Annotated in this window: 29 protein-coding genes and 1 other RNA gene; 23 read left to right on the plus strand and 7 right to left on the minus strand. The window is 58.4% G+C overall.

Annotated elements, in window-relative coordinates; translation table 11 throughout:
- Window positions 1-20 precede the first annotated feature (20 nt).
- The 9 genes from VIN96_RS05580 (at window position 21) to VIN96_RS05620 (ending at window position 7822) form a co-directional block, all read left to right on the plus strand.
- Window positions 21-1049, plus strand: coding sequence for a hypothetical protein (locus tag VIN96_RS05580; protein WP_331894533.1), 1029 nt, complete (start codon window positions 21-23; stop codon window positions 1047-1049).
- Window positions 1050-1079: 30 nt separating this feature from the next.
- A complete protein-coding gene (locus tag VIN96_RS05585) occupies window positions 1080-1577 on the plus strand; it encodes a hypothetical protein (protein ID WP_331894534.1) in 498 nt (165 codons plus the stop codon).
- Between the two features lie 173 nt (window positions 1578-1750).
- Window positions 1751-2173, plus strand: a complete 423-nt coding sequence (locus tag VIN96_RS05590) for a sulfur globule family protein (protein WP_331894535.1) — start codon at window positions 1751-1753, stop codon at window positions 2171-2173.
- A 128-nt stretch (window positions 2174-2301) separates the two neighbouring features.
- The gene (locus VIN96_RS05595) at window positions 2302-3063 is read left to right on the plus strand and encodes a hypothetical protein (protein ID WP_331894536.1); all 762 of its coding nucleotides are present in this window, start codon (window positions 2302-2304) and stop codon (window positions 3061-3063) included.
- Between the two features lie 39 nt (window positions 3064-3102).
- Window positions 3103-3714, plus strand: a complete 612-nt coding sequence (locus VIN96_RS05600; protein WP_331894537.1) for an AAA family ATPase — start codon at window positions 3103-3105, stop codon at window positions 3712-3714.
- A gap of 29 nt (window positions 3715-3743) precedes the next feature.
- Entirely contained in the window at window positions 3744-5147 is a 1404-nt protein-coding gene (locus VIN96_RS05605) for a hypothetical protein (RefSeq protein ID WP_331894539.1), read from the plus strand.
- Between the two features lie 8 nt (window positions 5148-5155).
- The gene (locus tag VIN96_RS05610; RefSeq protein WP_331894540.1) at window positions 5156-5746 is read left to right on the plus strand and encodes a DUF302 domain-containing protein; all 591 of its coding nucleotides are present in this window, start codon (window positions 5156-5158) and stop codon (window positions 5744-5746) included.
- A 24-nt stretch (window positions 5747-5770) separates the two neighbouring features.
- The gene (locus VIN96_RS05615; protein WP_331894542.1) at window positions 5771-7348 is read left to right on the plus strand and encodes a dynamin family protein; all 1578 of its coding nucleotides are present in this window, start codon (window positions 5771-5773) and stop codon (window positions 7346-7348) included.
- An 87-nt stretch (window positions 7349-7435) separates the two neighbouring features.
- A complete protein-coding gene (locus VIN96_RS05620; protein WP_331894544.1) occupies window positions 7436-7822 on the plus strand; it encodes a hypothetical protein in 387 nt (128 codons plus the stop codon).
- A 54-nt stretch (window positions 7823-7876) separates the two neighbouring features.
- Here VIN96_RS05620 and VIN96_RS05625 read toward each other — a convergent pair whose 3' ends face one another.
- The gene (locus VIN96_RS05625) at window positions 7877-8437 is read right to left on the minus strand and encodes a hypothetical protein (protein WP_331894545.1); all 561 of its coding nucleotides are present in this window, start codon (window positions 8435-8437) and stop codon (window positions 7877-7879) included.
- Between the two features lie 175 nt (window positions 8438-8612).
- On the minus strand, window positions 8613-9137 hold the full coding sequence (locus VIN96_RS05630) for a DUF2478 domain-containing protein (protein ID WP_331894547.1): 525 nt from the start codon (window positions 9135-9137) through the stop codon (window positions 8613-8615).
- Between the two features lie 109 nt (window positions 9138-9246).
- Here VIN96_RS05630 and VIN96_RS05635 point away from each other — a divergent pair, with 109 nt between their 5' ends.
- Window positions 9247-10092, plus strand: a complete 846-nt coding sequence (locus tag VIN96_RS05635; protein WP_331894548.1) for a fumarylacetoacetate hydrolase family protein — start codon at window positions 9247-9249, stop codon at window positions 10090-10092.
- A gap of 204 nt (window positions 10093-10296) precedes the next feature.
- Here the strand turns inward: VIN96_RS05635 and VIN96_RS05640 are convergent, their stop codons facing one another.
- Window positions 10297-10422, minus strand: coding sequence for a hypothetical protein (locus VIN96_RS05640; RefSeq protein ID WP_331894549.1), 126 nt, complete (start codon window positions 10420-10422; stop codon window positions 10297-10299).
- 338 nt (window positions 10423-10760) lie between these two features.
- Between VIN96_RS05640 and VIN96_RS05645 the strand changes: the two genes are divergently transcribed.
- Complete coding sequence (locus VIN96_RS05645; protein ID WP_331894550.1) at window positions 10761-11315, plus strand: cytochrome b; 555 nt, start codon at window positions 10761-10763, stop codon at window positions 11313-11315.
- Here VIN96_RS05645 and VIN96_RS05650 read toward each other — a convergent pair.
- A complete protein-coding gene (locus tag VIN96_RS05650; RefSeq protein WP_331894552.1) occupies window positions 11312-12214 on the minus strand; it encodes an NAD(P)-dependent oxidoreductase in 903 nt (300 codons plus the stop codon). The two genes, VIN96_RS05645 and VIN96_RS05650, sit on opposite strands and share 4 nt — an antisense overlap.
- Before the next feature lie 90 nt (window positions 12215-12304).
- On the opposite strand from VIN96_RS05650, the gene VIN96_RS05655 reads away from it, so the two are divergent.
- From VIN96_RS05655 to VIN96_RS05670, 4 genes are read left to right on the plus strand one after another with little or no spacing between them, the layout of a single operon-like run.
- Window positions 12305-12904 carry a LysE family translocator gene (locus VIN96_RS05655; protein WP_331894553.1) on the plus strand — a complete coding sequence of 200 codons (600 nt, stop codon included), beginning with the start codon at window positions 12305-12307 and terminating at the stop codon, window positions 12902-12904.
- 50 nt (window positions 12905-12954) lie between these two features.
- A complete protein-coding gene (locus VIN96_RS05660) occupies window positions 12955-13680 on the plus strand; it encodes an ABC transporter ATP-binding protein (protein WP_331894555.1) in 726 nt (241 codons plus the stop codon).
- Window positions 13674-16043 carry an ABC transporter permease gene (locus tag VIN96_RS05665; protein WP_331894556.1) on the plus strand — a complete coding sequence of 790 codons (2370 nt, stop codon included), beginning with the start codon at window positions 13674-13676 and terminating at the stop codon, window positions 16041-16043. The genes VIN96_RS05660 and VIN96_RS05665 overlap by 7 nt, the downstream gene beginning before the upstream one ends.
- Window positions 16044-16063: 20 nt before the next feature.
- Entirely contained in the window at window positions 16064-17278 is a 1215-nt protein-coding gene (locus VIN96_RS05670) for an efflux RND transporter periplasmic adaptor subunit (RefSeq protein ID WP_331894558.1), read from the plus strand.
- An 18-nt stretch (window positions 17279-17296) separates the two neighbouring features.
- Here VIN96_RS05670 and VIN96_RS05675 read toward each other — a convergent pair whose 3' ends face one another.
- Window positions 17297-18625, minus strand: a complete 1329-nt coding sequence (locus VIN96_RS05675) for a TolC family outer membrane protein (RefSeq protein WP_331894560.1) — start codon at window positions 18623-18625, stop codon at window positions 17297-17299.
- Window positions 18626-18851: 226 nt separating this feature from the next.
- Between VIN96_RS05675 and VIN96_RS05680 the strand changes: the two genes are divergently transcribed.
- Window positions 18852-19781 (plus strand): peptidoglycan-binding protein, encoded by a 930-nt coding sequence (locus VIN96_RS05680; protein WP_331894562.1) that lies wholly within the window; start codon window positions 18852-18854, stop codon window positions 19779-19781.
- A 26-nt stretch (window positions 19782-19807) separates the two neighbouring features.
- Here the strand turns inward: VIN96_RS05680 and VIN96_RS05685 are convergent, their stop codons facing one another.
- Complete coding sequence (locus tag VIN96_RS05685; protein ID WP_331894563.1) at window positions 19808-20077, minus strand: hypothetical protein; 270 nt, start codon at window positions 20075-20077, stop codon at window positions 19808-19810.
- 220 nt (window positions 20078-20297) lie between these two features.
- Here VIN96_RS05685 and VIN96_RS05690 point away from each other — a divergent pair, with 220 nt between their 5' ends.
- The 7 genes from VIN96_RS05690 to VIN96_RS05720 all read left to right on the plus strand — a co-directional run bounded on the left by VIN96_RS05690 (window position 20298) and on the right by VIN96_RS05720 (window position 25993).
- Window positions 20298-21041, plus strand: a complete 744-nt coding sequence (locus VIN96_RS05690) for a TerB family tellurite resistance protein (RefSeq protein ID WP_331894565.1) — start codon at window positions 20298-20300, stop codon at window positions 21039-21041.
- A gap of 9 nt (window positions 21042-21050) precedes the next feature.
- Entirely contained in the window at window positions 21051-21722 is a 672-nt protein-coding gene (locus VIN96_RS05695) for an N-acetylmuramoyl-L-alanine amidase (protein ID WP_331894567.1), read from the plus strand.
- Window positions 21723-21742: 20 nt separating this feature from the next.
- An RNA gene (gene rnpB, locus VIN96_RS05700) (RNase P RNA component class A) lies at window positions 21743-22120 on the plus strand.
- Window positions 22121-22177: 57 nt separating this feature from the next.
- Window positions 22178-23002 carry an ABC transporter ATP-binding protein gene (locus VIN96_RS05705; protein WP_331894568.1) on the plus strand — a complete coding sequence of 275 codons (825 nt, stop codon included), beginning with the start codon at window positions 22178-22180 and terminating at the stop codon, window positions 23000-23002.
- 583 nt (window positions 23003-23585) lie between these two features.
- Window positions 23586-24701 (plus strand): UDP-N-acetylmuramoyl-L-alanyl-D-glutamate--2,6-diaminopimelate ligase, encoded by a 1116-nt coding sequence (locus tag VIN96_RS05710; RefSeq protein WP_331894569.1) that lies wholly within the window; start codon window positions 23586-23588, stop codon window positions 24699-24701.
- Window positions 24702-24730: 29 nt separating this feature from the next.
- Complete coding sequence (locus VIN96_RS05715; RefSeq protein ID WP_331894570.1) at window positions 24731-25507, plus strand: hypothetical protein; 777 nt, start codon at window positions 24731-24733, stop codon at window positions 25505-25507.
- 75 nt (window positions 25508-25582) lie between these two features.
- Entirely contained in the window at window positions 25583-25993 is a 411-nt protein-coding gene (locus VIN96_RS05720) for a GFA family protein (protein WP_331894571.1), read from the plus strand.
- A 9-nt stretch (window positions 25994-26002) separates the two neighbouring features.
- On the opposite strand, the gene VIN96_RS05725 is transcribed toward VIN96_RS05720, so the two are convergent.
- Window positions 26003-26902: a DMT family transporter gene (locus VIN96_RS05725; protein WP_331894573.1), complete on the minus strand. Its 900-nt coding sequence runs from the start codon at window positions 26900-26902 to the stop codon at window positions 26003-26005.
- Between the last annotated feature and the right edge of the window lie 38 nt (window positions 26903-26940).

The raw sequence follows: 26940 nt of genomic DNA on the forward strand, positions 1-26940 counted from the left end.
GCAAGGAAAGGAATTGGATCATGCACACGAAGCTGATGGTTGGTGTGATGATGCTAGCGTTTCCCTCAGGTGCGCTGGCAGCGGATGCGACGACGCCTGCGGCTCAGGCGTCCAACAGCGGTGTTTCCCAGACGGCGGAACAGGCAGCAGCCTCTCTTCCTCCGGCCCCGCAAGGTCCGTTTTTCTCCCGTCGCGTGGCTCAAAACCAGGGTGGTTTCCCGCCGATGGGTTTTGATCCGATGAGCAATGACGTTTTGCCAAGCGAAGACTCCGCCGTGGCGCAGAATACGATGCCGCCGCCGGGGCCCGGCATGATGCCGCCGCGTCCGGGTAATGCCTTTGGCAACAACCTGGGCAACGGCACCGAAGTTCAAGTGGAGGTCCGTGGACGCATCGGCTTGGCCGGACGTGGCGCTGGTAATGGCGGAAATGGCTTCGGCAACAATGGCTTTGGCAATTTCATGCGCGGTATGCCGTACGGAATGCCTTACAGCCAAGGCTATGGTGCTCCTTACGGGACGCCCTTCAATCACGCGGGCACAATGGGGCAGTACGCACCGGAACCGGCTCAGCAGGCGGCTCCCGGCGCGAGCGATGCTCCGGCCCCCGCGTCGGATCAAAACCCGGCGCAAAATACCGGCCAATATCCGTGGAACCCAGGCGCTATGGCCCCAGGTGGCATGGCCCCAGGTGGCATGGCAATGCCGAACCCCGGCGGGTTCTTTGCACAGCCGCAGCAAGCACCGGGTGGCAATACGAGCCCACCCCAACCGCCTGAAGAACCGCAGTGGGTCAAGGACAGCCGCGCCGAGGCGGATAAGCTTCGCGAGCAAACTCAGCAGCGAATGGCCGAAATGCAGAAGAACAATCCATACGCTCAACCGTACCAGCCATACGGCCAGGGTGCGTATGGCCAAGGTTATGGCGCGCCGTACGGTGCCCCCTATGGAACCCCGTATGGAAACCCCTACGGCGGGCCTTATGGGCAACCGTTCGCGCAGCCTTATGGATACGCTCCGCAACCGCAAGCCAGCGATCCGACGAAATGAGATTGAACAAAGCGAGGGAGCTTTAGACAGATGAGTAACCGTTTGGCACTGATGGGAATATTGATCGCGGGGTTGTTCACCGCGAGCCCGTCCGTGGCGGCGGCGCAAAATCCATGGCGCGCCGACCCTCAAGCCAGTGGTCAGTACATGCCTAAACCCAGTGTGCAGGCACAGGTCCCCAAACAGGCACCTCAGCCCAAATATGCACCCTTGGACGGCAGGATCGACAACACGGCAAGCGGTTATCCCGGTTATCCGGCCGGGGGCAATGTCGTCAATGGCTTGGCCTACGGTGGTGTGCCGTATCAAGGCGCATTGGCGTATCCCGGCACCGGTTATGCGGGACTAGGTTATCCCAGCGCTGGTTATCCCAGCGTCGGCTATCCCGGGGTCGGTTATCCGGGGCTGGGTTATTCCGGTCTGGGATACCCCGGTATAGGTGTTCCCGGTCTGGGATTGGGAAGTTACCCCTACAACAGTTGGGGCAATGGTTTTGGCGGTCCGATGTCGTGGATGCCGTTTTGGTAAAAAGGCATCTGTTCGGGCCAAAAAATGTCGGGTCGTAGACCCGAATAAGTAAACGGGCAATCGCCCGGTTGAGTTTACGGGTTTTTTACCCGATGCGGGTTTTGGAGCATCCCCTCTCCTGCATCCGTCTTCGAATTAGGGGGCTAAAAAGTAAAGCACAAGGAGTACTGGATATGAACGCGACCAAAATGATGAAAGTTCTGGCTGTTGCCGGTGTTGCTGTTGTTGGTTCCATGGCTGCAAGCGATGCAGCTGCTTGGGGCTGGGGCCCCTGGGGTAACAACGGCTGGGGCAACAACGGCTGGAACAACAACAACAACGGCTGGGGCAACGGTTGGGGCGATGGCTCCGGCGATTTCTCCATGAGCTTCAGCGGCCGTGGTAATGGCAACAGCAACATGTACAACGGCTACAACGGCTACAACGGCTGGAACGGCTACAACGGCTACGGCCCGTACGGCTACGGCGCACCTTACGGCTACGGCGCTCCTTATGGTGCTCCTTATGGTGCTCCTTACGGCGCACCCTATGGCGCACCCTATGGTGCACCGGGCGCACCGGCTGCACCGGCTGCACCGGCTGCTCCGGCCAACTAAGGCCAATCGGTTGGATGGGAAGCACCGCCTTCGGGCGGGGCTTCCTAGCCACCACCGAGTGTAAGTTGTTTCAGACCTTAAGATCCATTCGTTAAGAGCAATAACACGTTTCAGGAACGGACCTTGCTATGCGCATTTCAATGACGATTTCAGCCGCAGTTCTCAGTGCCGCCGTTTTTGCGGGCGCAACAGGCGAGGCCGTCGCAGGTAGCAAAAAGCCTTTTTCCGCAACCGCAGTGCAGACCTTTAAGGATCAGCAGGTTCAAAGCGGCACTATTTTCGTTGCTGGCGACGATACTCGTTTCGAATATGTCGAGCGCGGCCGGGAAATGGTCAAAATCATTCTGCCCGAGCAGAAGATCATGCGCATCCTGTTCCCCCAAGATAAACTCTATATGGAAATTCAGGCACCGGCGGATGCACCGACGCAGGTTGGCGGCGACACCAGCCCGTGTCCGCAAATCGACGGGCTTACGTGCAAAAAGATCGCCGATGCGAAATTCGGCGCGTTCGATGTCGAGCAGTGGCAACAGCACCATGCGCCGACCAACACCTCGTCGATGTTGTGGTGGGAACCGCAGCGCAACATGATCGTGCGCCAGGAATTTCCCGACGGTCGGATCATGCAGTTGACCATGTCCGGGAACGTCGATTTCGAAGGCCGTCAGGTGGAGCGTTGGGACATGTCCCTTGCCGACCCCAGCGGCAAGGTTACCACCGCCTATCAACTGGTGGATACGGACATCGGCATCATCGTCAAGGAAGAAAACCCGGCCATGGGCCTATCGCGTGAACTGCGCGGCCTGAAGATTTCGGCCAGCGCCGCCGGATGGTTCGATGTGCCGGCCGGTTATCAGCGCATCGAAGCGCCGAAAACGCCGACCAAATGATCGTTGCCAAATAACACGAGAACTTAAGGGACGATTTTTATGATTACAGTGGTGGGAAATCTAAAGGGGGGGACCGGCAAGAGCACTGTGGTGTTCAACCTGGCCCTGTGGCTCGCCAATGCGGACCATCCCGTGGTGCTGTGCGATCTCGATCCGCAGAACACGTTGCGTGACGCCATCGATGTACGCGTCGAGGAAGGTTACGAGCCCACGGTTTCGGTGTTCGGCACGATTCCGAAAAAAGGCAGCGAGAACGTCTTGGTCGACATCGGTTTGTCGGATATGGCGTCGGCGCGCACCGCACTGGGACGTGCGGATCGGGTGTTGATTCCGGTGACGCCGTCTCAGGCCGACGTGTGGGCGACCCAGCAGTTCCTCGCCATCATCGAGGAAAGCACCCGCGCCAGCGCCAAGAAACCCGAAGTCCTGTGTTTCATCAATCGCGCCGACACCCACCCGGCGGCGACCGAAAATGCCGAGACTCAAGAGGTCTTGAAGCAGATCCCCGGCCTTGCGGTCTTGGATCAATGTTTATCGCAACGCATGGCGTTTCGCCGGTCCTTCAGCGAAGGGCTGGGCGTTTTCGAATTGGAGCCCCGCGGCAAAGCGGCGCTTGAACTTAATGCACTGGCCGAGACGCTTTATCGCTAAAGCGCGGAAGTCATAACTGGAGAGTAGGCATGCCTGTTATTCGTTGGATCATGAACCATTTGGTCATCGTATTCGTCACCGTTCTGGTCGTCGCCGGACTGGTGTATCAAGACGAAATCAAACGTGAGCTCGTACAGCTTGGCGTCATGGACTCGGAAACGAGTGAAGTCGCGAGCACCGAGGCGACAACACCCGCCGCACCGGCAGCCGCGGAAGCGGAAGAGCCTGCCGCCACACCTGAGCAGGCTCCGGCGGTGGCGCAGATGCCGACGCATTTGACGGCTGCTCCCGCACCGACCCCGGCCCCGACCACCGCTCCGGCTCCGGAAGCCGAGCAAGCCGTACCTGCCGAAGCCGCAGTGGCCCCGGTAGCCCCAGCTGCTCCGTCGGCTTCGGTTGCTTCGGCCACCACCGCCAAACCCATGAGCCCCGAAGAAATGGCGGCGAAAAACAAGGCGGCGTTCGAGGTAGCTCAGGCCAAAGCGCAACAGATGCAGGCGGAAGCCGAAGCCAAGCGCAAGGAAGCCTACGAAAAAGCTCAAGCCGAAGCCTTGAAGGCGCAGGAAGCCGCGCGTGACGCGCAGGCCGCTGCCGAAGCCAGCATGAAGAAGGCTCAAGCCGAAGCCCAAGCCCGCCAAGAAGAGGCCGTGGCGCGCCAGAAAGCCGCGTATGAGCAGGCTCAGGCTCAAGCTGCCGAACAGGCCAAAAAAGCGCAGGAACAAGCGCAAAAGATGCAAACTCAAATGGCCGAGGCTCAGGCCGCGGCACCGAAAACTCCTGCCGACGCACAAGCGCAAGCGCAGCAGGTGCGTGAAAAGGCGATGGCCGAGTATCAGGCGCGCCAACAAGCTCAAGCCAAAGCCCAGGCCGAATGGATCGAAGCCCGAGAAAAGGCGCGCCAACAGGCGCAAGCCGAGGCTCAGGAACGCGCCAAGGCAGCTTATGAGCGCGCCCAAGCGCAACGCGCCGAAATGGCGAAGCGGGCGCCGATGCAGTCGCCTGCCGATGCGGCCAACGCCAACATCGATCCGGCGGTCATGGAACAGTGGTCGGCGGCGCGCTCCGCCTATTGGCAGCGCGATTTCGCCAAGGCCGAGGAACTCTATAAAGCCTTGGCCGCAACCAGCGAAGATGCCGACGTGACCGGCGAGTTGGGAAACCTCTATTTCATGCAGCGCCGTTATGAAGATGCCGCCGAGATGTATTATCAGACCGGCCTGCGCCTGTTGAACGGCGACAAGCCCTGGACCGCCGGTTCGGTGTTGGGTGTGTTGTTCCGTCTCGACCCCGAAAAGGCCAATGACTTGCGCGGAAAATTGCGCGAAGCGCACGCCGCTGCTATGGCTAAAGCTGCGGCGGAACGCCAAGCCAATGCACCTGCGCCCGCACCGATGCCGATGCCTGCGCCGACTGAAAACAACGCTGCCAATTAAGGAGCTGAATGATGGGTACGGTTCGAAATCTCTTCGCGATCATCGGCGTTCTGGCCGTCTTGGCCGGGGTCGTTGTATCGCCCTACGTATGGGAGGTGAAGAACCGGTTCGCCGAATTCGATGCAAAGGCGTTGGATACATATGTGTCGATGTTCCGCCAAGTTCTCGAGACCGGGAACGCAGCGGAAGCGACCGTGTGGCGCGCGCAGGTCAATGAAAGCCTGAGCGTCGACGAAGTGGACGAAACCATCAAGTTCGTCGCCAACGAGCACAACATCAAAAATGTCGGCGAACTGCCGCTTTACAAACAAGTCGAGGCGATGAGCGGTAAGCCTTATCGCTTCGTGAAGATCTACATGTTCTGCAATGCCTTGACCGCGGCGCAGATGCTCGATTATTCCGATGCCTTCGCAGCCTACCTGCCGTGCCGGTTGTCGTTGGTGGAAGATAAAGAGGGTCGATTGTGGATCTACACCTTGAACATGGATCCGATGATCTACGGCGGTAAACCGCTGCCGCCGGATTTGAAAGCGGAAGCCATCAAGGTCAAGGAAATCATGCTGGATGTATTGGATCGCGGCGCAAAGGGCGACTTCTAACGCTCGAACGAAGGAGTGAAATTAATGCTGTTTAGCCGCCCGAACGCAAACCTGACGGAGCGTTTGAACAATCTGGAAGCGCACCTGCAAGAGGAGCATCCGGATCTGGTTCAGGTGTTGCCGACCTATCGCAAGCTCGACAAGGTTCTGTATCGTTTGGGGCTGTTGAAGGACGATGAATCCCTCGCCACCCGAATCACCTGGTGGCCGCTGATCAGCGTGTTGGGGACGTTTTCGTCCGGCAAGTCGACCTTCATCAATCACACCTTGGGCAAGACCCTGCAGCGCACCGGCAATCAGGCGGTGGACGATAAGTTCACGGTGATTTGTTATTCGCACCATGAAAGCTCGCGCACCCTTCCAGGCACCGCACTGAACAACGATCCGCGCTTTCCGTTTTTTGGCATCGGCGGCGAAATCGAAAAAGTCGCCGAAGGCGAAGGGCGGCGGATCGATACCTATTTGCAGCTCAAAACGGCCGATTCCGAAATGCTCAAGGGCCGCACCTTGATCGACAGCCCGGGCTTCGACGCCGACGATCAACGTCGTTCGACCCTGCGTTTGACCGAACACATCATCGACATTTCCGATTTGGTGCTGATCTTTTTCGATGCCCGCCATCCCGAGCCGGGCGCGATGCAGGATACCTTGAAGCACTTGGTGGCCAAGGCGTCGGGTCGCGCGGACGCGACCAAGTTCGTCTATATCTTGAACCAGATCGACACCACCGCGCGCGAAGACAATCCCGAAGAGGTCGTCGCCGCGTGGCAACGCGCGCTGGCGCAGACCGGCTTGGTGAGCGGACGGTTCTTGTGCATCTACAACGAAGACGCCGCCGTGCCCATCGCGGATCCGGCGTTGCGCGAACGTTATCAGCGCAAGCGCGACGAAGACATGCGCGAAATCTCCCGTCGCATGGACGAGGTCGAGATCGAGCGCGGCTATCGGGTGGTCAGTTCGCTCGAAGACGTGGCGCGTTCCATTGAAACAGACAACATCGCGGTGATCGAAACGGCGGTCGAAAAATGGCGCAAGCTGGTGCTCGGCGGCGACGTTTTCGGACTGGTGGTGGCGCTGGGGCTGGCGTTCGCCTTGGTGCAGCTTTTCGGCGTCGAGCCCTTTGTGTCCGCGTTCGACGCGGTGAAGGGCTACGTGCTGAGCTTGATCGCCATCGCCGCCGCGTTCGGCGTGGTTGCGTTGTCATGGCACTACACCGTGCGCAAGCTGGCCGCCAAGTTCATCGCGGCCAAATTGCCAGCGGTCTACGGCGATTACGAATTGAATATGCGCAACGCCTTCTTGAAAAACACCCGGGCGTGGCGCAGCGCTTTTTCCAGCGGTGTTACGGGGTGGGGTAAGGGCACCCGCCGGATGGTCGGCGACGTGCTCGGTGCGATCGAAGGGCATATCCAACGTCTCAACGACCTGCACACGGATCCGTCGGGACGCAAAACCCCAAGTGTTGAAAGTTTGACGGAAAGCCCGGACATTGTGGTGAACAACGAAGACGCGCAGATCGAGACGGCTCTGGTTGCAGATCCGGCACAGCAGATTTTCCCCTCGGAACCTGCTGAGCAGCCAAGCCGGTCATCTGCCGAATGACCCTGGCCGGTGTGGCCGCAGGCGTAAACCCGCGGTGAACACAGGTCATAACGATAACAAGAACGGGATTGGGACGTGTATAGAAGAGTGAACAACAGCCGCTACATCGTGGCGGGCATCAGCGGCATCGTGGTGGTGATGAGTGTTTTCACATATTTGATGTGGGGGATCGCCAACCGGATCGATACCATGACGAACACGATCGTCAGGATGGGAACGGATATCCACACCATGACCGAAGTGCAAAAGGTCATGGTTCAGGACGTCAGCGCGATGTCGACCAACATCGCGACCATCCAAGCATCGGTGCAAAACATGGATGGGCAATTGGCGGCGATGTCGCATAACATGGCGATCATGACCGGTTCGACCGCGAACATGAATTCGTCGATGGCGCGCATGTCGCATGACGTCGGTCGCACGTCGAATATGTTCTCGTCGCCCATGTCCTATTTCTGGAACATGGGGCGATAAGCGGAACAGCGATTTCGACTTTGCCGAAAAGGCGGGGTTTCAGGCGAACGGGTCTCAGGCGAGATTCAACAGCTTGAGCAACCCGCCTTTTTCTTTGGGCGGGCGAGGGATGAAGCTCTCGATGATCTTGGTAATTTCTTTGCCGCCCACTTCCATATGACCGGACTTTTCTTGTTCGCTGAGATATTCGGCCACCGGTATGATCGCCGCGCGCACGTAATCGGGGGCGAACATGTCTTTGGCGCGGTCTTCCAATTCGAACAGAATTTCTTCGCTGTCGACAACGTCTTCGACCGACAGGCCCGCCAAGATGCGTGAGATTTCATCAATGCGCGAAATGTCGCCGGAACAGCACGAAGTGCTGCCGCAAATCAACTGTTCGGCAATCTGGCCGCCAAACAGTTCCAGTGCGCGGTTTTCCAGGATGTCCATAAAGGAATCCCAACTGTGGCTGATGAATTTCTTTTCCGCGATGGTCATCGGCGGGCGCGGCCGCATGCGCACGGAAACGATTTTTTGATTTAAAAGATATGCCGTGATGGTGTGTCCGGCTTCGTAAACGGATAGGCGGAAGGTGTCGTCTAAACACCGGGGATGCGGTTCGCTCGAAGTCATCCTAGCCTCAGAATCGTTTGGATCATTTATGCCTGAAAGTATACCCCAAGGGCGCACATTAGCGCAGACGAATTTTAGAAAATCGTAATGAACCTGCAGGGTTGCAACGGTGTAGTTTCGACGGCGGAACGCCATCTTTTGGGGGAAATATAGTTTGTCGCGAAAAGCCGGGTATTTAGCTTTTGAGGCTCTGCCACCACGCAAGAATCTGGTCCAAATCGCATGGCAGCTGTGCGCCCAGACCGCCGGTAAAACGTTGCCAGGATTCCAACTCGTTTTCGGGCACAGAAACCACGGTGGGGATGTTTTCGGCCATCACCGCCATCAAGTCGTCGGATAATCCGCCGCCATCTTTTTCGTGTTTGCCGAATTTTTCCACCACCACGATCTCGGCATGTTCTTCCAGGGCACGGCGCAGAATCATCGACGCTTCGGCCAGCTTCGCGACGTTCATGGAACAGATGTTGTTGTCCAATTCGTATTGCGTGGGCCGCACCAGGGGAACGTGGTCGCCGCTGTCGATGTCGATGGCATCGACGCCGCACCCGGCCGCGGCGGGGTCCAGGTCTTCAGGTGATTCCTGCAAAATGCCACGCACCTTGACGCCATCGGCACGTAGCGCGTCGACGAAGGCTTTCATCACGGTGCGGATCGGCGCGCCGCGTTCATAGACGATTCCTGCGATCGGTGGATTGGGCATCAACCAAGTTCCTCAACTAGAATTGGGCTCAGTATAGAAGCTCGCTTTGCGCTTCGAAAGGTTTTCGACGTTGTTGACAGAGGGCCGCGCGGCGGGGCATTGAGGAATTATGAAACTTTTACGCTACGGCCCGCGCGGTCAGGAAAAACCGGGTTTGTTGGACGGGGATGGCAACATCCGCGATCTGTCGGCCCATGTGAACGATCTTTCGGGCGACACGCTCGGCAATGACGGCTTGGCCAAGCTGGCGGCCTTGAACGTCGCCGACTTGCCGCGGGTTGACGGCGATGTGCGGATCGGTCCGTGCGTGGCGAGGGTCGGCAAGTTTATGGCCATCGGCCTGAATTTTTCCGACCATGCCAAGGAAACCGGCATGGCGGCGCCGTCCGAGCCGGTGTTGTTCACCAAGTACACCAGTTGTATCAACGGGCCCAACGACGATGTCGTGCTGCCGCGCGGTTCGATCAAAACCGATTGGGAGGTCGAGTTGGGGGTCGTCATTGGCACCGCCGCCAAATACGTCGGTGTGGACGAAGCGCTGAATCACGTCGCAGGCTATTGCGTGGTCAACGACATTTCCGAACGTGCCTTTCAATTGGAAAACACCGGCCATTGGGTCAAGGGCAAGTCCTGTGACACCTTCGGTCCGATCGGTCCGTGGCTGGTGACGCGCGACGAGGTGGCGGATCCTCAAGCGTTGGACTTATGGCTCGATGTCAATGGCGAGCGCCGCCAAACCGGCAATTCGCGCACCATGATTTTTTCCGTGGCCCACATCATCAGTTATCTGTCGGGGTTCTTCACCTTGCATCCGGGCGATGTGATTTGCACCGGCACACCGCCCGGCGTGGGCATGGGCATGACGCCGCAGCAGTTTCTCAAACCCGGCGACGAAATGCGCCTCGGCGTTCAGGGCTTGGGCGAACAGCGTCAACGCGTGGTTTCCGGCGACTGAGTTCCGCACATCACGCGAAAAAATCCCCGGCGCAATGGCCGGGGAGAGGCGCTTCACATGTTTTGAAAACGTTCGTCCTGTTCAAGGGCTTTAGGGAGGGCCCTGGCAAAACTTGGGAGGAGAGTTGTTGCCGGGAGGGGCGGTCGTTTTCGAGTTGTCAGAGGTTGGGAGGAAACCTTCTGCTTTTTTGTTTTAAAGGGGGGATTAGGCCATCTGCGCCAAGCCCAGCACGGTGACCGCGATGGAGGTCAAGCCGACGGCGAACACGATGGCGGCGGAGCCGAAGGCGATGCGCATTTTTTCGATCTGTTCGGGGGTGCGGACTTTCATGTTTCGTCTCCTGCCTGGATATCTTCTCGGGGTGATCGGGTTCTTTGTCTGTGTGTTCCCGATCGTTGAAGCCATATTGCCACGGCGTGACTGAACGATCACTGAACTGGACCTGAATATTAGCTGAATAGAATATTCATGTCGGCTGTTGGAAATCCTTTAACCGTATTGAAAACATAGAGAAATTTCGTTCAGGTTTGCGACCGCTAAGAAACGGTCATGCAAAATAATTTCATATATCGCGATAAAAAATATCCCCTGTTTGGATGAGGCGCGGCGCTGCCCAAAAAGGCATGTCTAAGTCCCAATCGCCATCCACAAGGGAACGGACCGCCGTCATGAATCTGCTCAAAGACAACAGTCAGCGTTATGGATTGATCAGCCAAATTTTGCACTGGGCGGTGGCCGCGGTGATGATTGCAACGTATCTGAGCGGCGAAGCCCTTGTTGGCACGGAGAATGCCGATCGGGCGGCGGTGATGTATTGGCATGTCTCGTTGAGCATTATGGTGGTGGGGCTTTTCGTCATCCGGGCCGCATGGCGTATCAGCCAGACCAGCCCCGATGAGCTGAACCAAAACAAGCTTTTGATCGTCGTGCACAAGCTGGTGGTGCTCACGCTTTACGCGTTGCCGATGGCATTGACGATCACCGGCGTGATGACTTTGCTCGCCGGTGGCCAGGCTGTAGGCTTTTTCGCCATGGACTTTTTAGACCCCTGGACGACAGTCGACATGCCGCTGAGCACACGGCTTCAGGATGTGCACGTCATCTTGGCCCATGCGGTGATCACGGTCTTCGCGGTGCACATCCTGGCGGCGTTGTGGCATCAGTTCGTCAAGCGCGACGGAACCTTGGCGCGCATGCTGCCGTTTGTTCTGGGCAAGTCCTAAGCGTCTTTTTTATCGCCGAGGATGTCGATCAACTGGGGCATCACGGCTTCAACGCCCGCGCGTTCCAGCGCACGGGTCAGCACATGGTGCACCGCCTGGGCAGCTTCGTGTTGGGCGTCGAGCGCCACAGCCATGCGGGTGTAGTAGTCCAGATCCTTGGCGGCGTTGCGGATCGCAAAACGAAACGACGACGTGTCGCGCTGTTCGATGTAGGGGCGCAGCCGTTCAAGCGCTACGCCGCCCGCGCCGCCGGTGGCCAGGACTTCGGTGAGCACATTCAGATCGACGCCGCCTTTGTCCGCCGCCGCGACCGCTTCGGACACCACCACGGCTTGGCCGAGGGACACGAAGTTGTGTAGCAGCTTCAAGCGATGCCCCGCCGACACGCCCCCGCCGTGGTAGATATTTTCGGCGTAGGCTTCGATATAGACGCGCGCCCGCGCCACATCACTGTGCGCACCGCCCAGCAACACGTTGAGGCGGCCTTCTTCGGCTTCCTTGGGGGTGCGGGTCATGGGGGCATCGACGTATGCGCAGCCGTGAGCCTGCACGGCGGCGGCGATTTTCAGGGTTTCTTCGGGTTCGGCGGTGGTCGCGTCGATGAGCAAGGTGCCGCGTTCCAAATGCTGCAGCAAGCCGCCGTCGCCCAGAACCACCGTCTCGACCTCGGGCGATCCGGGTAAGACCACCAGCACCGCGTCCTTGGCGCGGGTGATGTCGCCGAGGTCCGTGCTGAACCCGGCGCCAAGCGCCGCCAAATCATCGCACGGCTGGTTGCCGGGATGATCCAAGATCGTCACGGCATGGCCCGCGCGCAGAAGGTTTTTGGCGATGCCGTGGCCCATCAGGCCGCAGCCGATCAGCCCTAAGTTTCCGGAAGGCGTGGGGTGGGAGGTCATGGTCGCGTCCTTGTAACTTGTGCCCGGTAGAATTCTGATTACAGTGATAGCGTATCGGAAATCGATTGACGAGCATAAGGACGTTTGTGCATGGCGCTACTTGATTTGGTCGTGCCGGTTATGTTGTTCGCAGCGGCGTCGCTGTCGTCGCCGGGACCCAACAATGTGATGATCACCGCCAGCGGGGTCAATTTCGGCTTCCGCCGCACCATCCCCCACATGCTCGGCATCGCGGTGGGATTCGCGGTGATGAACTTGGCTGTCGGCCTGGGGCTGGGGCGGGTGTTCGAAAGCAATCCGCAAATCCATCAGGTCCTGAAATACGTCAGCGTCGCCTACTTGATTTTCCTCGCCTGGAAGATCGCCAATGCCGGCCATGTCAAGGAAGGTGGTGCGCAGTCCAAGCCGTTCACCTTTTTGCAAGCCGCCGCGTTTCAATGGGTCAACCCCAAGGCCTGGGCGGTTGCCGTGGGGGCGGTGGCGACGTTCACCACGGTGGGCGGCGATTTGTTGGGCGAAGTTTTGCTCATGTCGCTGATCTTTTTGTTGTGGACCATCCCCAGCACCAGCATTTGGACTTTTTTCGGTACCGTCATCGGCCGGTTTTTGCACACGCCGGGACGCTTGCGAGCATTCAATTGGTTCATGGCGGGACTTCTGTTGCTGTCACTTTTTCCCGCAATCACATGATATATGCTATTGTAAGTATGTAACTTATTGTTGCGTGTCGGGGGCCAGCGTTGAGCGATCAAGCGCCACTTCGAAAGTCTGCCTTGCAAGCCAGGGGGCTTTCCAAAATCTACCACACCGGCGAGCTGGAAGTCCCGGCGTTGCGCCGTGTCGATTTCGATCTGTTCGAGGGCGAGTTGGTGGTGTTGCTGGGGCCCAGCGGCAGCGGCAAGTCGACGCTGCTGAATATTCTCGGCGGTCTCGACCGTCCGACCACCGGTTCGGTCCGGTTCCAAGACCAAGATTTGGCTCAATTGAGCGATGCCGATTTGACTCTCTATCGCCGCGACCACGTTGGTTTCGTGTTTCAGTTTTACAATTTGGTGGCAAGCCTAACCGCGCGTGAAAACGTCGAGTTGGTGACCGAAATCGCACCCAACCCGATGACCGCCGACGAAGCCTTGACCCTGGTGGGGCTGGGGCAGCGCATGGACCATTTTCCGGCCGAGCTTTCGGGCGGCGAGCAGCAGCGCGTCGCCATCGCCCGGGCCATCGCCAAGCGCCCCGGAATTTTGATGTGTGATGAACCGACCGGCGCGCTGGATTCCAAAACCGGCATTTTGGTTTTGGAAGCCATCGCCCAAACCAACCGCGAACTGGGTACTACCACCGCCGTGATCACCCACAACGCGGTGATCGCCGACATGGCGGACCGGGTGATCGTGATCGGCGATGGACGCGTTCAAGAGATCCGCGAAAACACCGCCAAGAAACAGCCGGGAGAACTGTCATGGTGATGGGACTTTCGGTGCTCGACAAAAAAGTGGTGCGCGACTTGGGCAGCATGTGGGCGCAGGCGCTGGCCATTGCGTTGGTGATTGGCGCGGGCGTGGCGATGTTCGTGATGAGCGAAGGCATGCTCAAGTCCCTGTTCGAGACGCGCGCGGCATATTACGAACGCTATGGTTTCGCCGACGTGTTCGCGTCCTTGAAACGCGCGCCCAACGCCCTGTCCACGCGACTGGAAACCGTGCCCGGCGTGCGCTTTGTCGAAACCCGCATCAAGGAACGCGTGACGTTGGATATGCCGGATATGGATGAACCGGCGCAAGGTGAAATTCTTTCGTATTCGGTCGGCGAAACGCCGCGTCTCAACCGCTTGCATTTGTCGGCTGGACGTTGGCTGGCGCCGGGTAAATCGGATGAGGTGTTGGTAAGCCAAGCCTTCGTCGATGCGAACGCGCTCACCCCCGGCGATACGGTCACAGCAATCGTCAACGGGCGAAAACGCAGCCTAACCATCGCCGGAGTGGTGCTGTCGGCGGAATACATATACGCGATTCAGCCCGGCGCAATGATGCCCGACAACAAGCGCTTCGGTGTGTTGTGGATGTCGCGTCCGGCATTGGAAGCGGCCTTCGATATGAAGGGGGCGTTCAACGATGTGATCGTGTCAATGGATCCGGGCGCCGAATTGGAAGCCGTGAAATCGGGCCTGGACCGCGTTCTGGAGCCTTATGGCGGCGTGGGGGCATATGGTCGATCCCGACAATTGTCGGACTGGTATGTCGAGGGCGAGTTGAACCAGTTGCGCAACACCGCCGAGATCGTGCCGCCGATCTTCCTCGCCATCGCGGCGTTTTTGCTCAACGTCGTGATCAGTCGTTGGATCGAAACCGAACGCGAAGAAATCGGGCTGCTAAAGGCCTTCGGCTATACGACAGTGTCGGTAGGGATGCATTACCTCAAACTGGTGGTGGCAATCACCGCGGTTGGGGTGGCGTTTGGCTTTATGGGCGGTGTGTGGCTGGGGCGCGGTTTGGCCGGAGTGTATCAAGACTTTTTCCACTTCCCGTTTTTGCACTTTCATTTTTCCGCGTCGGTGTTCGCCATCGCGGGGGGCATCAGTCTTGCGGCCGCCTTGCTCGGTACCTGGGGCGCGGTGCGCCGTGCCGCGTTGTTGCCGCCGGCGGAAGCCATGGTGCCGCCGCCGCCGACCACGTATCATCGTTCGCGGTTCGAGATTTGGTTCAAACGGTTTTCCCAGCCGTCTCGGATGATCGTGCGCCACATGGTGCGCTGGCCCGCGCGCACCAGTTTGACCGTCTTGGGCAATGCGGCGGCGGTGGCGGTGCTGGTCGGATCGATGTTTTTCATGGATGCCATGGAAAAGCTGATCGAGATCAACTTCGAAAGAGCCGAACGTCAGGACGTGACGGTCAGCTTTATGGAAGCCCGTGAGCCGCGCGCCCTGGAAAACATAAAGTCGATGCCGGGCGTGCTTGCCGCCGAACCGTTTCGTGCGGTATCGGCGAAGCTCTATTTTCAAGGAGCGGAACGTCGCGAGAGCCTTACCGGTTTGGTCCAAGGGGCGCGGCTTAGCCGTATTCTCGATGAAAATTATGAACCGGTGATGGTGCCGGAAAGCGGATTGGTGCTGTCGACGAAGTTGTCCGAAATGCTGGGGGCAGGCGTCGGCGATACCATCATCGCGCAAGTTACCGAAGGCCGCCGTCCCATCTTGGAACTGCCCGTTGTGCAAGTTTCGCAGACCATGCTGGGCAGTCCCGCGTTTATGGATTTCGCGTATTTGGGTGACGTCATGCGTGAACAAGGACGGCTCAGCGGGGCGTATGTCAAATTGGACGAAAACCATGAAAAAGACTTCTACCGTGCGGTCAAGAACACACCCGGCATCGCGGGGATGGCGATCAAGAGCACCACGTTGCAAAGTTTTCGCGACACCATGGCCGAAAACATTTTGCTGATCACCTTTTTCAACGTGATGTTCGCGGGCGTGATCGCAGTCGGCGTGGTCTACAACGCCGCGCGCATCTCGCTGTCGGAACGGTCGCGGGAATTGGCAAGCCTGCGTGTGCTCGGTTTCACCTTGGGCGAGGTGTCGTTCATCTTGTTAGGCGAATTGGCGATCTTGACCGTGGTGGCGTTGCCGCTGGGGTGTGGGTTCGGTTATGGGTTGGCGTGGATGTGGACGCTGTCGTTGGATACCGATTTGTATCGCATTCCGCTGGAAGTCAGTAAGCAGACATATGGCTTCTCCGCGTTGGTGGTGGTGATGGCGGCGCTGGGGTCCGGCCTTGCCACGTTCCGCCAAATCGGCAAACTGGATATGGTGCAAGCGCTGAAAACGCGCGAGTGATCTAAAAGGATGTGAGATTCATGGCACATGGCAGACCCGTCAGTTTTGGACGCTATATATTCTGGGGCGTGATTTCCGTCCTGGTGGCGGCGTTTTTGGCCTGGGCGTTCGTGCCGAACGCGGTGCCGGTCGACGTCTCGACCGTAGAGGTCGGCCCCATGACCGTACGCGTCGAAGGCGAGGGGCGGACGCGGGTGAAAGACATCTACGCCATTTCCGCCCCCGTCGCAGGCCGGCTGATGCGTATCGAGGCCGAGGCCGGCGACCCGGTGGTGGCGGGCCAGACCCGCTTGGCGGTGATCGAGCCCGCTGATCCCACCATTCTCGACAGCCGCACCCGCGCCGAGGCCGAAGCCACCGCCCAAGCCGCCGAAGAAACCTTGGCTTTGGCGTCCGCCGATGTCGAGCGGGCCCGCGCCGAGTTGGGCTTTGCCCGCGCCGAGCTTTACCGTGCCCGCAAGCTCAGTCAAAACGGCACCATTTCCCAACGCGCTTTGGATGTGGCTAAATTAGAGGCCGCCACCCGTGCGGCTGAAGTGAAAAGCGCTGAAGCCACACGAAAGGTTCGCGAACATGAATTGCAAACTGCCCGCGCCCGGCTGCTGACCCCGACTTCCGACGGCGCAGATGGGCAGTGCTGCGTCGCCATTGCCGCGCCCATCGACGGACAAGTGTTGCGCGTTCTGCACGAAAGCGCAGGCGTGGTCGGCGCTGGTGAGGCGTTGATGGAACTTGGCAATCCGCGTCATTTGGAAGTCGTGGTCGATGTGCTGACCAGCGACGCCGCGCGCATACGCGAAGGTGCCGAAGTGGTGATCGAAAATTGGGGCGGACAGCCGCTCAAGGGCATCGTGCGTCGGATCGAACCGTTCGGTTACACCAAGGTTTCGGTGCTCGGTATCGAAGAACAGCGCGTCGACGTGATCATCGATTTCGCCGATCCCGCTGCGCTGCCGGCCGCCTTGGGCCACGGGTTTCGTGTCGAGGTCGGCATCAATGCATGGCACGGTGAGGGGGTCTTGAAAGCGCCGATGTCAGCCCTGTTTCGGGTTGAGGGCGGTTGGGGCGTGTTCGTGATGGAAAACGGCAAAGCCCGCTTGGCGCGCCTGGAGGTCGGTCATATGAATGGCCGCGAGGCTGAAGTGCTCGGTGGGCTAAGTGCGGGCGAGGCGGTGGTGCTGCATCCATCCGACCGGATTTCAGATCAGGTGTCGCTGGTCCGCCGCGAGAAATAATCGCTCAGGGTAATCGACTTAGCGCTGGGAAATCATGTAATCGGGTTTGAGACGGCCCATGGACAACAGCAACTGATAAATCGCGACGCGTTCGTCGTAGGTTGCCGTGGTGTAGTTGATCTGGGTGTTGTTCAGTTCGTTTTCCGCGTCCAAGACGTTAATCACCGTTTCCTTACCGGCATCGCGCAGCTTGCGGCGGCCTTCGAACACTTCGGCCGCGATGTTGACCGCGTTGCCGAGCAGTTCTTTGCGTTTGCGCGCGGTGACCAGGGATTGCCACGACAGGCGCGTTTGCTCGATGATTTTGGTTGTGACGTAGTCGTAGTTGTCCATCGAGGCCTGATAATCGAAATTGGTGATGTTTTGCCGCGCGCGGCTCGATCCGCCGTTGAACAGATCCCAGCGCGCCGATAGCTTGGCGCCGTAATCGCGCCGGATGCCCATGACACCGCCCAGTTTCTTTTCGTAGTTGGCGCTGCCTTGCAGATCGAGGGTGGGGTACAGTTCGCTGTCCGCGCCGCGGCGTTGCTCGCGGGCCAATTCCACTGTCGCCCCTTGTCCGACAAGCGCCGGGTTTTCGATCAAGGCGATTTCCGTCACCCGTTCCAACGAACTGGGAATGACCTCGGCCGGCGGGGACGGGTCGATCATGCTCGCCAACGCCGGGGCATGGCCGAACACTTGTTCGTAGGTGCTGATGGCGTTGGCCAGCGCCCCTTCGTAGCCGACGCGGCGCTCCTTGGCGATTTGCAGGCGCGATTTGGCTTGTAGCACGTCCTGGGTTACGCCGGAACCGCGCCGCACGCGTTCGTCTTCGAGATTGAGTTGGCGCAAAATGGTGCGTTCGTTTTCCCGTGCGATCTCGACCAGGCGGCGCTGCCGCAACACGTCGATATACGCCCGCACGCCTTCGAACAGGGTGCTTTGGCGGGTGCCTTCCAAAGACATTTGCGCGACTTCGCGGTTGATCTCGGCGGCGCGCACCAAAGATGTGGTGCTGTAGCCGTCGAACAAATTTTGAATAACGGTCAAATTGACCGTGTTGATCACGGCGCGGCTGGGGTCGCGCTCACCGCGGTTGCGGGTGGTGGGGCTGTCGATGACTTCGGGGCCAATTTCGCCGGTGACGCTGACGGATGGGTAATACCCGGCCTCGGCTTCCGCAATGGACGCGCGGCGCGATTCCAAAGTCTTTTCCGACTCGCGAATTTTCGGATGGCTGTCGATGAGGTACTTCAGCTCATTTTCGATCGGTTGTGCGATCGCTGGGGATACCGCAACGCCATAAGCGCCAATGCCCGCGCCGAGATGGGCGCACATCGCCATTAGCGGAATAATACGTTTCATGGGTTTCGCGGGTCGCTTCACGGGGTGCACTCTTATTCATCGCGGTTGTTGCTATACGCTTCAACCTCTTGCGATAACTGTCTATCACACTTAAGACTGAGCGACAATTGACGGCGTATAAAAGATCGCGCAGAAGTTCTCTGGGCAAAACAGGGCTAAATCTGCTTAAATAGCGACAATATAAAGACAAATGGACATTTCTCTCGACGAATATAAGGGGCGAAGTATGGCGTTGAGCGCTGTGACGAATGGGCGGACTCGGATGTTGGTGAGCGCCGTTGCGACTGGGGTCGCGGTTCTGCTTAGCGGATGTGCAGGATCGGGCGACACGGCGAATGTTCAGAAAGCTCAGGAAAATCAATCTGTTGAAGCCAATTTGGTTGAGCGGGGGGCTGCGTTGTCCTCATCCCAGGCAGCCTTACAGGCGTGGGCAGAATCCGGCGATGTCGGCGCGCAGTATGACTTGGGCCTGACGCTGGCCGAATCGGACCCCCAAGCGGCGGGACAATGGTTCGAACGCGCGGCGCTGCAAGGCTATGGCGCTGCGGCGTACCAAATGGGGCTGATGCAATCCGATCTCAAGCGGGCGGTGGAATGGCATTCGATGGCGGCGGCCATGGACCATGTCGGCGCGCAATATGAACTGGGCGACGCCTACTTCAACGGGCGCGGTACGGCCAAAGAGCCGGAATGGGGGATGATGTGGTTTGAGCGCGCCGCCCGCGCCGGGTCAGCGAAAGCTCAGCATGCCTTGGGCGCCGCCATGGCGGCCGGGGTGGCGGGGTCTGCGCAACGACGCGAAGCCTTGACGTGGTTGTTGATCGCGCAAGCGAACGGGACATCCGATGACGCCGGAGCGATCGACAGCTTAAAGGGGCGCTTGAATGCGGCTGCCGTTGAACAGGCCGTGCAGCAGGCGCAAGCCTGGGTCAAGGAGATGCGCCCGACCGATACGGTCGACCGCGCCACGGTTCGGTTCGTCCAATACGCCTTGGCGCGTTTGGGCTATGAGCCGGGATACGCCGACGGCATCGACGGTGAGCGCACCTATGATGCGATCGTTGCATTTCGTGGTGTGGAAAGCATGGGGGGTGGCGGTATCGACGGGGCGTTGCTGGACCGTCTGCGCGAACGCCTCAGTGCCCGCAATCGCTAGCCGACGGCGCATGCAGACGGTGGGGCTTAAGCGACTTCTTCGTTGAGTTCGTTCAATTCGATCAGCAGCTGCAGATGCTCTTCGCGGCTCAAATGGGGCGCGCTCAACAGCTTTCTGAGCGTGTTCTGTTCGATATGATGAGCCGTGGTGGGGGCGGACGTCGTGGCGCTTGCGGCGCTGCTCTGGTCCGTGGTTTCTTCAGCTTGTGCGGGATTTGCCGTCGCGAACAAGGCGGCCAGCGCCAATGCGCCCAACAGGGCCACCAGGTTTTTCGGGATATCAAAAGCGCTCATCATGGTGAGGCTCCTCAAAGCTGTTCAAGACACTCATCTAAATGTTTAGTGTTACGTTGAAATTACAGGCATTGCGGAAAATCGAATATGACGCTCGTCACACCGTCACCTTTTTGGATTTCAGGTCATGTCAGGACTTGCAGCGAGGCGCGACTGAGGTACCCTGGGGCCATGGAAAAAAGATGGGGAAAGGGCTGGGCGTTGTAGTGATGGATAAAGATCGATGAGCATTTGGGGAAAAGTGATTGGCGGGGTTGCCGGTTTCGCCATCGGCGGGCCGTTGGGCGCATTGTTGGGTGCGGTGGCGGGGCACGCCATCGACAAGGCCCATGGCGGCGGAAGTCCCGCCCTGGGGCGGGTGTCGCGCGAAGAACAACGCCAAGTCGCCTTCACCTTGGCGGTGATTGCGCTGGGCGCGAAAATGGCCAAGGCCGACGGCCAAGTGACACGCGACGAAGTCCAGGCGTTCAAGCAGTTGTTCCATATCCCACCGGAAGAGGTGAACAACGTTGCCAAGGTTTTCGATCGCGCCAAGACCTCGACAGCGGGCTTTGAGCTTTACGCGCAACAGGTCGCAAATCTGTTTCCGCATGAGCCTGCCGTTCTCGAAGAGCTGTTGGGCGGGCTGTTTCACATCGCCAAGGCCGATGGCGTGGTGCACCCGGCTGAGCTGGAGTACCTTAAGCGCGTGTCCGATATTTTCGGTTTCGATCGGCACACGTTCGAGCGCATCACCGCCACCCACGCGCCCAGCGGCCAAGCCGATCCCTACGAGATTTTGGGCATCAATGCGGATGCAAGCGATCAGGAAATCAAGGCAGCGTACCGCAAGCTGATTCATGAAAACCACCCCGACAAGCTGATGGCCCAAGGCTTGCCGCAGGAATTCATTGATTTGGCGAATGAGAAAATGGCCGCCATCAATGCCGCCTATGACAAGATCAAGAAGACCCGCGGCTTTAAATAAGCAGATGTCATGAGCACCCTCACCGTTTCGCCCAATTTCAACGATCGTCCTTTGGCGATCCCGATCGACATGCTGGTTCTGCATTACACCGGCATGCAAACCTGTCAGGTGGCGCTGGAACGTCTGTGCGACGGCGACGCGCAGGTTAGTGCCCATTACCTGATCGACGAAGACGGTACGGTTTATCGTCTGGTCGACGAAGACAAGCGCGCCTGGCACGCAGGGGTCGCGTGGTGGCGCGGGGCGATGGACGTCAACGGCCGCTCGGTCGGGATCGAATTGGTCAACCCCGGACATGAGTTTGGCTACCGCGCCTTTCCCGAGGCCCAGATGACGGCGTTGGAGGCGCTGGCGGGCGCGATCCTCAAGCGTCATCCCATTCCCCCGCACAATGTGGTGGGGCATTCGGATGTCGCTCCTCGTCGCAAGCAAGATCCCGGTGAATTGTTCGACTGGCAGCGTCTCGCCGCGCATGGCATCGGTTTGTGGGTGGACGACGCTCAACCAACCAAGGCGACCAACGTTGACGTTGCGATCATGCTGGCTGCGTTTGGTTACGATATCACCGACCTGGGCGCCGCGCTGGCTGCGTTTCAGCGCCATTTCCGCCCAGCTCTCGTCAGCGGCGAGGCCGATCCGGAAACCGTCGGCATTTTGAAGGCGTTGCTCGAAATGGCGTAAGGGAGTAAGTTTCCGGCGGACCAGATGACTGGATGGCCGCCCTCGCGTTCGCGCGGGGGAGGAAAGTCCGGGCTCCACACAAACACGGTGCCGGTTAATGGCCGGCGGGGGCGACCCTAGGGAAAGTGCCACAGAAAGCAAACCGCCTGAGCTTGCTCAGGTAAGGGTGAAAGGGTGCGGTAAGAGCGCACCGCGTCCCTGGCAACAGGGACGGCACGGTAAACCCCACCGGGTGCAAGATCGAGAAGGACGGCCAGAGGCTTAGGGCCTCACGCGTGTTTGTGCGCCGCCGTTCGGGTGTATCGCGCGAGGCGTCTGGCAACAGGCGTCCCAGATGAATGGCCATCCATCCCTCAGTTGAGGGGGGACAGAACCCGGCTTACAGGTCATCTGGTCCGTATTCTTTTCCTCTTTTTTTCTGCACAAATCCTGTTTTCACCGTGTACGCTCATCATATGAATAGCGACATCGAAATTCGGATTGAAGGCTTGCACAAGGCGTTCGGGGAACACCGGGTTCTGAGTGGGGTGGATATCGAGATCAAGCGCGGCGAAATGGTGGCGTTCGTCGGCGGGTCGGGCTGCGGCAAGACGGTGTTGCTCAATCATATTCTCGGTCAGTTGGAACCGGACCAAGGCGTGGTGCAGGTCGCCGATCACGAACGCGAAGGATCGCCGTTGGTCGATGTGTCGCGGCTGACGCCTGCGCAGTTGGATGCGCTGCATACCCATTGGGGCGTGGTGTTTCAAATGAACGCGCTGTTTTCAGGTACGGTGTTCGACAACATTCAATTGTGGCTTCACGAAATCCGTCACATGGAAGACGAAGACATCGTGCCCATCGCCAAACGGGTGTTGAAAGCGGTGGCGCTGGACGATAGCGACGATTTTCTGGATACCGATGTGAACAGCTTATCGGGCGGCATGGCCAAACGTCTGGCGGTAGCGCGCGCCTTGTCGATGAGTCCCGATGCAATTTTTTATGACGAACCGACCACCGGGCTCGATCCCACCAGTGCTGCTCAAATCCAAGATTTGATTTTGGAAACGCATGAGTTGGATGTGGCGCGAAAACGCACCACCATCATCATCACCCACGATAAGGATCTGCTCAATCGGTTGGAGCCGCGCACTGTGATGCTGCACCAAGGCCGAGTTTTCTTCGACGGTCCGTTTTGCGATTTCGCGGCTTCGACCTCGCCGACCATTCGGCCTTATTTCGACTTGATGCCGGTCCTGCATTTGGGCCATCCCCGCACAGCCCATGAGACGCGTGAATGACGTGGTTCATGTGAAGAGTAAAAATACAATCAAATGTAATTTGTGTAAAAATATTAATGTGAAAATTAATTAGTTAATAATTTAAAAATAAAATTTTCGATAACCTTGAAAAATATTTGAATTATTACTATATTCGCAAAGTCAGCAAATCATTGCGGGCAGCACCGAAAGGCATGCAAAATGTCATTCAAGTCATTCTCTACCGCACAAAACACCCCTGCCAAAGACAAGTCCGCCGATAAGCCCAAAGACGCACCGGCAAATGATCAGCCGACTGTGAAACCTGATGCGGCGCCAAGCGAAAGCTCCCCGGCTTCCAAGTCCTAAGCGAAACATCTAGTTCCGGCGCGTAGGGCTGTGTCCTGCGTCGTCTCCACCAATCCGTTTGGTTTGATCGCCGACACGGAAGGTGGGTGGCTGCTTGTTTTTGATTTCGCAAGCGCAAGCGCCATGATGTTCGCCACTCAATCTATGACCTAAGCAATCGTGGGGTGCACGCGTGTGCCTCCACGGTCTCAACGGGTGTTTGCGGATCAGTATATTCAGCGATCCGCCAATCGATATTCACACAAAAGGATATTCAATGGGTGTATTTCACGCCAATGATGCGTTGATCGATGATGCTTTGCCGCTGGACATTTCACCTCCTGGGTACGGTCATCCGTCCGAGGATCTGTGTGTTATCGGCGTGACGGGGACGAACGGAAAAACGACGGTCTCATACCTGCTTGGCGAAGTACTGAAAGCCGCCGGTCACAATCCATTTGTGTTGGGAACCTACAACTCGGGAAATCGCGACCTTTCCACTCCTGAAAAACTGGACACCGCCCGTTTTATGACCGATCACCTGGATCAAGGCGGCACCCACTTCGTGATGGAGGTGACGTCGGAAGGGATCGATCAGGGCCGCATTCTTGGGATCGATTTCGATGTCAAAATTCTCACCAACATCACCCAAGACCACCTTGATTATCACAAGACTTTTGCGCATTACGAAAAAGTCAAAATGGATTTCATGCGCCAAGGTCTGGCACACAAAATTTACCCCGCGGATTTTCGTGATGAGAGCATAGATTTCGAACCCCAACTGTTGGGCGATTTCAATTACCTCAACATTCAGGCTGCTGTCAGCGCCCTGCGCTACATCGGCATTGGTGAGAGTTTTACGCGCAAAACCCTGTCCGCCTGCTTGGCGCCAAGGGGGCGCATGGAACCGGTCGTACAGGGGCAGCCCTTTATGGTTTTGGTCGATTACGCCCACACGCCGGACGGCCTCGAAAATGTGTTGAGAACGGCCAAGGATATCGCCGTGACACGAAATGGGCAGCTTTGGGTGGTGTTCGGTTGCGGCGGAGACCGAGACCGCGGCAAGCGCCCGCAAATGGGCAAGATTGCCGCTGAAATTGCTGACCGGGTGGTGATCACCGACGACAACCCACGCGATGAAGACAGCCAGACGATCTTAAATGAAGTCTTCGGTGGTGTCGGTGCGCAGGCCCGCAATTGCGTTCTCATTGCGAACCGGCGCAGCGCAATCGAACATGCGATCAACAATGCAAGCGAAAACGATGTCGTGATTTTGGCCGGCAAAGGCCACGAAACGCTGCAGATCAGTAAAGGGGAGAACGTTCATTTCGATGATCGTGAAGAGGCGGTGAATGCCATCGTCGTACGCCTGAAAACACAAATGAACACGTGACGCTTTCTCGCACAACTTAGGATTTTTCAATGCCCGACGTCTGCCGACCATGTCCGACCACCTTTCACGCCCTGATGTTCTTGGCGTTTATGGTGTTGTTTCCTGCCGTGAGTTTTGGCCAAGAAAGTGCCTCGACTATGCCTGCGAACGCACATGCCAAAAGTTACAGCAGTGGATGGGAATGCGATAAGAACTATCGAGAAGCCGAGGGGCAGTGCAAGGCCGTGATCGCGCCGAGCAATGCCTATCTGACAGGTAAAACCTACGATGAAGGTTGGGACTGTCGCCGAGGCTATTTGAAAACTGCCGGGGCTTGCGTTGCGATTACCGTGCCGAAGAACGCCTTTTTGGGTTCATCGGGTGGTCGCTGGGAATGCAATCGCGGATATCTCACGGTCAAAGACACCTGCGTGGCTGTCAAAGTGCCCGCAAACGGATACTTGGCGGACTCTTCGTATGGAACCGGCTGGGCCTGCAATCGTGGATTTCGTGCCATCGAAGATGCATGTGTCGCGGTCAAGGTACCCGAAAACGGTTATTTCGTGGACGGCAGTTACGGAGTGGGCTGGGAATGTGAACGCGGTTATCACGCCGTCGGCGATGCGTGTGTCGCGGTGGATGTCCCGGACAACGGCTATTTCGTCGGCGCGGCATCGAACTCGGCATGGAAATGCGAGCGCGGTTTTTACGCCGTCGACAATGCTTGCCTTGCGGTGATCTTGCCTGAAAACGCCCATCTCGATTACTCCGGCAACGATTGGGAATGCGACCGTCCATACCGTAAAAAACGAGATGCCTGCCTTTAGTCTTGCTTGAACCGACCGCCGCAATGCACCATGACAGGGGAGTGCTTTTGCGAGGCTGTATCAAGAGATGTCATCATGACGCGCGTTCAAAAAGGAAGCTGCTTGTGCGGCCATGTCGCCTTCACGGTTGAAGGCGCGCCCAACGGGGTCACCAATTGCCATTGCCGGATGTGTCAAAAAGCATCCGGCGCACCCTATGTGACCTGGGTCGAGCTGCCCAGAGCGGCGGTGCAATGGAGTGGCGCCGAGCCCGCGTGGCGCACTTCAAGCCGTGCGGCGATGCGCGGTTTCTGCCCTGCGTGCGGCACGCCGGTCGCGTTTGTTTACAACGAAGGCCGCGACATCGATCTGCCCAGCGTGCTGTTCGACGACCCTGAAGCTTATCCGCCCCGAGATGAAACCTGGACCGAAAGCCGCAGAAGCTGGACGGTGTTGAACGGCCAGTTGCCCCATCATCGGCGAGGCCGGGATGACGGAGAGCTGTGATTTGGGGGCTTAGGCCGCAGCGCGACGCAGGCGGGTTTCGCGGTACCAGACGTAAATGCCGCTGCCGACGATCAACGTTGCGCCACAAGTGGTCCACACGCTGGGCACGTCACCGAACACCAAGAAACCCCAGATGATCGCGGCCACCACTTGGGAATAGGTGAACGGGGCGAGCATCGACGCTTCCGCCGAATGAAAGGCTTTGACCAGCAGAAAATGTCCGCCGGCCCCGGCCAGGCCCATGGTCAGCATCAGTCCCCATTGAGCGGGCGTAAAGTCTTGCCAATAAAACGGTACGATGGCGCTGAGAATCAACGCCCCGACGGCGGTTGAATAAAAGGTGGTCGAGTCCGGGTTGTCCTTGGTGCGGATGACCCGCGTCATCACCATGTAGATCGCCAGCAAAACCGCCGTGACCATGGGCAGCAGCGCCGTCCATCCCAACACGTCGGAACCGGGCCGCGCCACCAGCACCACGCCGCCAAATGCGACCGCCACCGCGATCAAGCGGCGCGGGCCCACGTGCTCACCCAAAAACAGCCCCGACAGCAAGGTCACCAACACCGGTGCCATGAACTGGATTGCCGCCGCATCGCCCAGCGGCATCAGCGTGATCGCCACATACATGAACGATGTGGCGCCGAATAACGAAGCGGCGCGTATCAACTGCAATCCCGGTCGGCGTGCGCGCAGAAACTGGAACGAACGCCGCTTGGCCGCGTAGACGGTGAAGGTGATGGCGGTGTGAAAGAAATAGCGCGCCCACAACACCACCAACACCGGCAGTTCCAGTGCCAGATATTTGGCGGTTACATCCATGCCCGCAAGCATGGCGCCGGTCACGATGATCATCGAGATGGCGAGCGCGGGCGCAATATGAGTGTGATGTGTGTCTGTAGGGGAGGTCATGCGGCACCTTAGACCGTTTCAAAGGTCATATGCCAGTA

Origin of the sequence: Magnetovibrio sp. (assembly GCF_036568125.1) — a bacterium.
In the GTDB taxonomy this organism is placed as follows: Bacteria; Pseudomonadota; Alphaproteobacteria; order Rhodospirillales; family Magnetovibrionaceae; genus Magnetovibrio.

What these genes read in the sequence shown, in the direction of transcription:
- VIN96_RS05585 (WP_331894534.1), top strand. Translation starts at nt 1,080, where the DNA reads ATGAGTAACCGTTTGGCACTGATGGGAATATTGATCGCGGGGTTGTTC.
- VIN96_RS05690 (WP_331894565.1), top strand. Translation starts at nt 20,298, where the DNA reads ATGAGCATTTGGGGAAAAGTGATTGGCGGGGTTGCCGGTTTCGCCATC.
- VIN96_RS05595 (WP_331894536.1), top strand. Translation starts at nt 2,302, where the DNA reads ATGCGCATTTCAATGACGATTTCAGCCGCAGTTCTCAGTGCCGCCGTT.
- VIN96_RS05675 (WP_331894560.1), bottom strand. Translation starts at nt 18,625, where the DNA reads ATGAAACGTATTATTCCGCTAATGGCGATGTGCGCCCATCTCGGCGCG.
- VIN96_RS05650 (WP_331894552.1), bottom strand. Translation starts at nt 12,214, where the DNA reads ATGACCTCCCACCCCACGCCTTCCGGAAACTTAGGGCTGATCGGCTGC.
- VIN96_RS05680 (WP_331894562.1), top strand. Translation starts at nt 18,852, where the DNA reads ATGGCGTTGAGCGCTGTGACGAATGGGCGGACTCGGATGTTGGTGAGC.
- VIN96_RS05645 (WP_331894550.1), top strand. Translation starts at nt 10,761, where the DNA reads ATGAATCTGCTCAAAGACAACAGTCAGCGTTATGGATTGATCAGCCAA.
- VIN96_RS05685 (WP_331894563.1), bottom strand. Translation starts at nt 20,077, where the DNA reads ATGATGAGCGCTTTTGATATCCCGAAAAACCTGGTGGCCCTGTTGGGC.
- VIN96_RS05710 (WP_331894569.1), top strand. Translation starts at nt 23,586, where the DNA reads ATGGGTGTATTTCACGCCAATGATGCGTTGATCGATGATGCTTTGCCG.
- VIN96_RS05695 (WP_331894567.1), top strand. Translation starts at nt 21,051, where the DNA reads ATGAGCACCCTCACCGTTTCGCCCAATTTCAACGATCGTCCTTTGGCG.
- VIN96_RS05610 (WP_331894540.1), top strand. Translation starts at nt 5,156, where the DNA reads ATGATGGGTACGGTTCGAAATCTCTTCGCGATCATCGGCGTTCTGGCC.
- VIN96_RS05590 (WP_331894535.1), top strand. Translation starts at nt 1,751, where the DNA reads ATGAACGCGACCAAAATGATGAAAGTTCTGGCTGTTGCCGGTGTTGCT.
- VIN96_RS05725 (WP_331894573.1), bottom strand. Translation starts at nt 26,902, where the DNA reads ATGACCTCCCCTACAGACACACATCACACTCATATTGCGCCCGCGCTC.
- VIN96_RS05640 (WP_331894549.1), bottom strand. Translation starts at nt 10,422, where the DNA reads ATGAAAGTCCGCACCCCCGAACAGATCGAAAAAATGCGCATCGCCTTC.
- VIN96_RS05615 (WP_331894542.1), top strand. Translation starts at nt 5,771, where the DNA reads ATGCTGTTTAGCCGCCCGAACGCAAACCTGACGGAGCGTTTGAACAAT.
- VIN96_RS05655 (WP_331894553.1), top strand. Translation starts at nt 12,305, where the DNA reads ATGGCGCTACTTGATTTGGTCGTGCCGGTTATGTTGTTCGCAGCGGCG.
- VIN96_RS05600 (WP_331894537.1), top strand. Translation starts at nt 3,103, where the DNA reads ATGATTACAGTGGTGGGAAATCTAAAGGGGGGGACCGGCAAGAGCACT.
- VIN96_RS05670 (WP_331894558.1), top strand. Translation starts at nt 16,064, where the DNA reads ATGGCACATGGCAGACCCGTCAGTTTTGGACGCTATATATTCTGGGGC.
- VIN96_RS05625 (WP_331894545.1), bottom strand. Translation starts at nt 8,437, where the DNA reads ATGACTTCGAGCGAACCGCATCCCCGGTGTTTAGACGACACCTTCCGC.
- VIN96_RS05605 (WP_331894539.1), top strand. Translation starts at nt 3,744, where the DNA reads ATGCCTGTTATTCGTTGGATCATGAACCATTTGGTCATCGTATTCGTC.
- VIN96_RS05665 (WP_331894556.1), top strand. Translation starts at nt 13,674, where the DNA reads ATGGTGATGGGACTTTCGGTGCTCGACAAAAAAGTGGTGCGCGACTTG.
- VIN96_RS05705 (WP_331894568.1), top strand. Translation starts at nt 22,178, where the DNA reads ATGAATAGCGACATCGAAATTCGGATTGAAGGCTTGCACAAGGCGTTC.
- VIN96_RS05635 (WP_331894548.1), top strand. Translation starts at nt 9,247, where the DNA reads ATGAAACTTTTACGCTACGGCCCGCGCGGTCAGGAAAAACCGGGTTTG.
- VIN96_RS05630 (WP_331894547.1), bottom strand. Translation starts at nt 9,137, where the DNA reads ATGCCCAATCCACCGATCGCAGGAATCGTCTATGAACGCGGCGCGCCG.
- VIN96_RS05715 (WP_331894570.1), top strand. Translation starts at nt 24,731, where the DNA reads ATGCCCGACGTCTGCCGACCATGTCCGACCACCTTTCACGCCCTGATG.
- VIN96_RS05720 (WP_331894571.1), top strand. Translation starts at nt 25,583, where the DNA reads ATGACGCGCGTTCAAAAAGGAAGCTGCTTGTGCGGCCATGTCGCCTTC.
- VIN96_RS05580 (WP_331894533.1), top strand. Translation starts at nt 21, where the DNA reads ATGCACACGAAGCTGATGGTTGGTGTGATGATGCTAGCGTTTCCCTCA.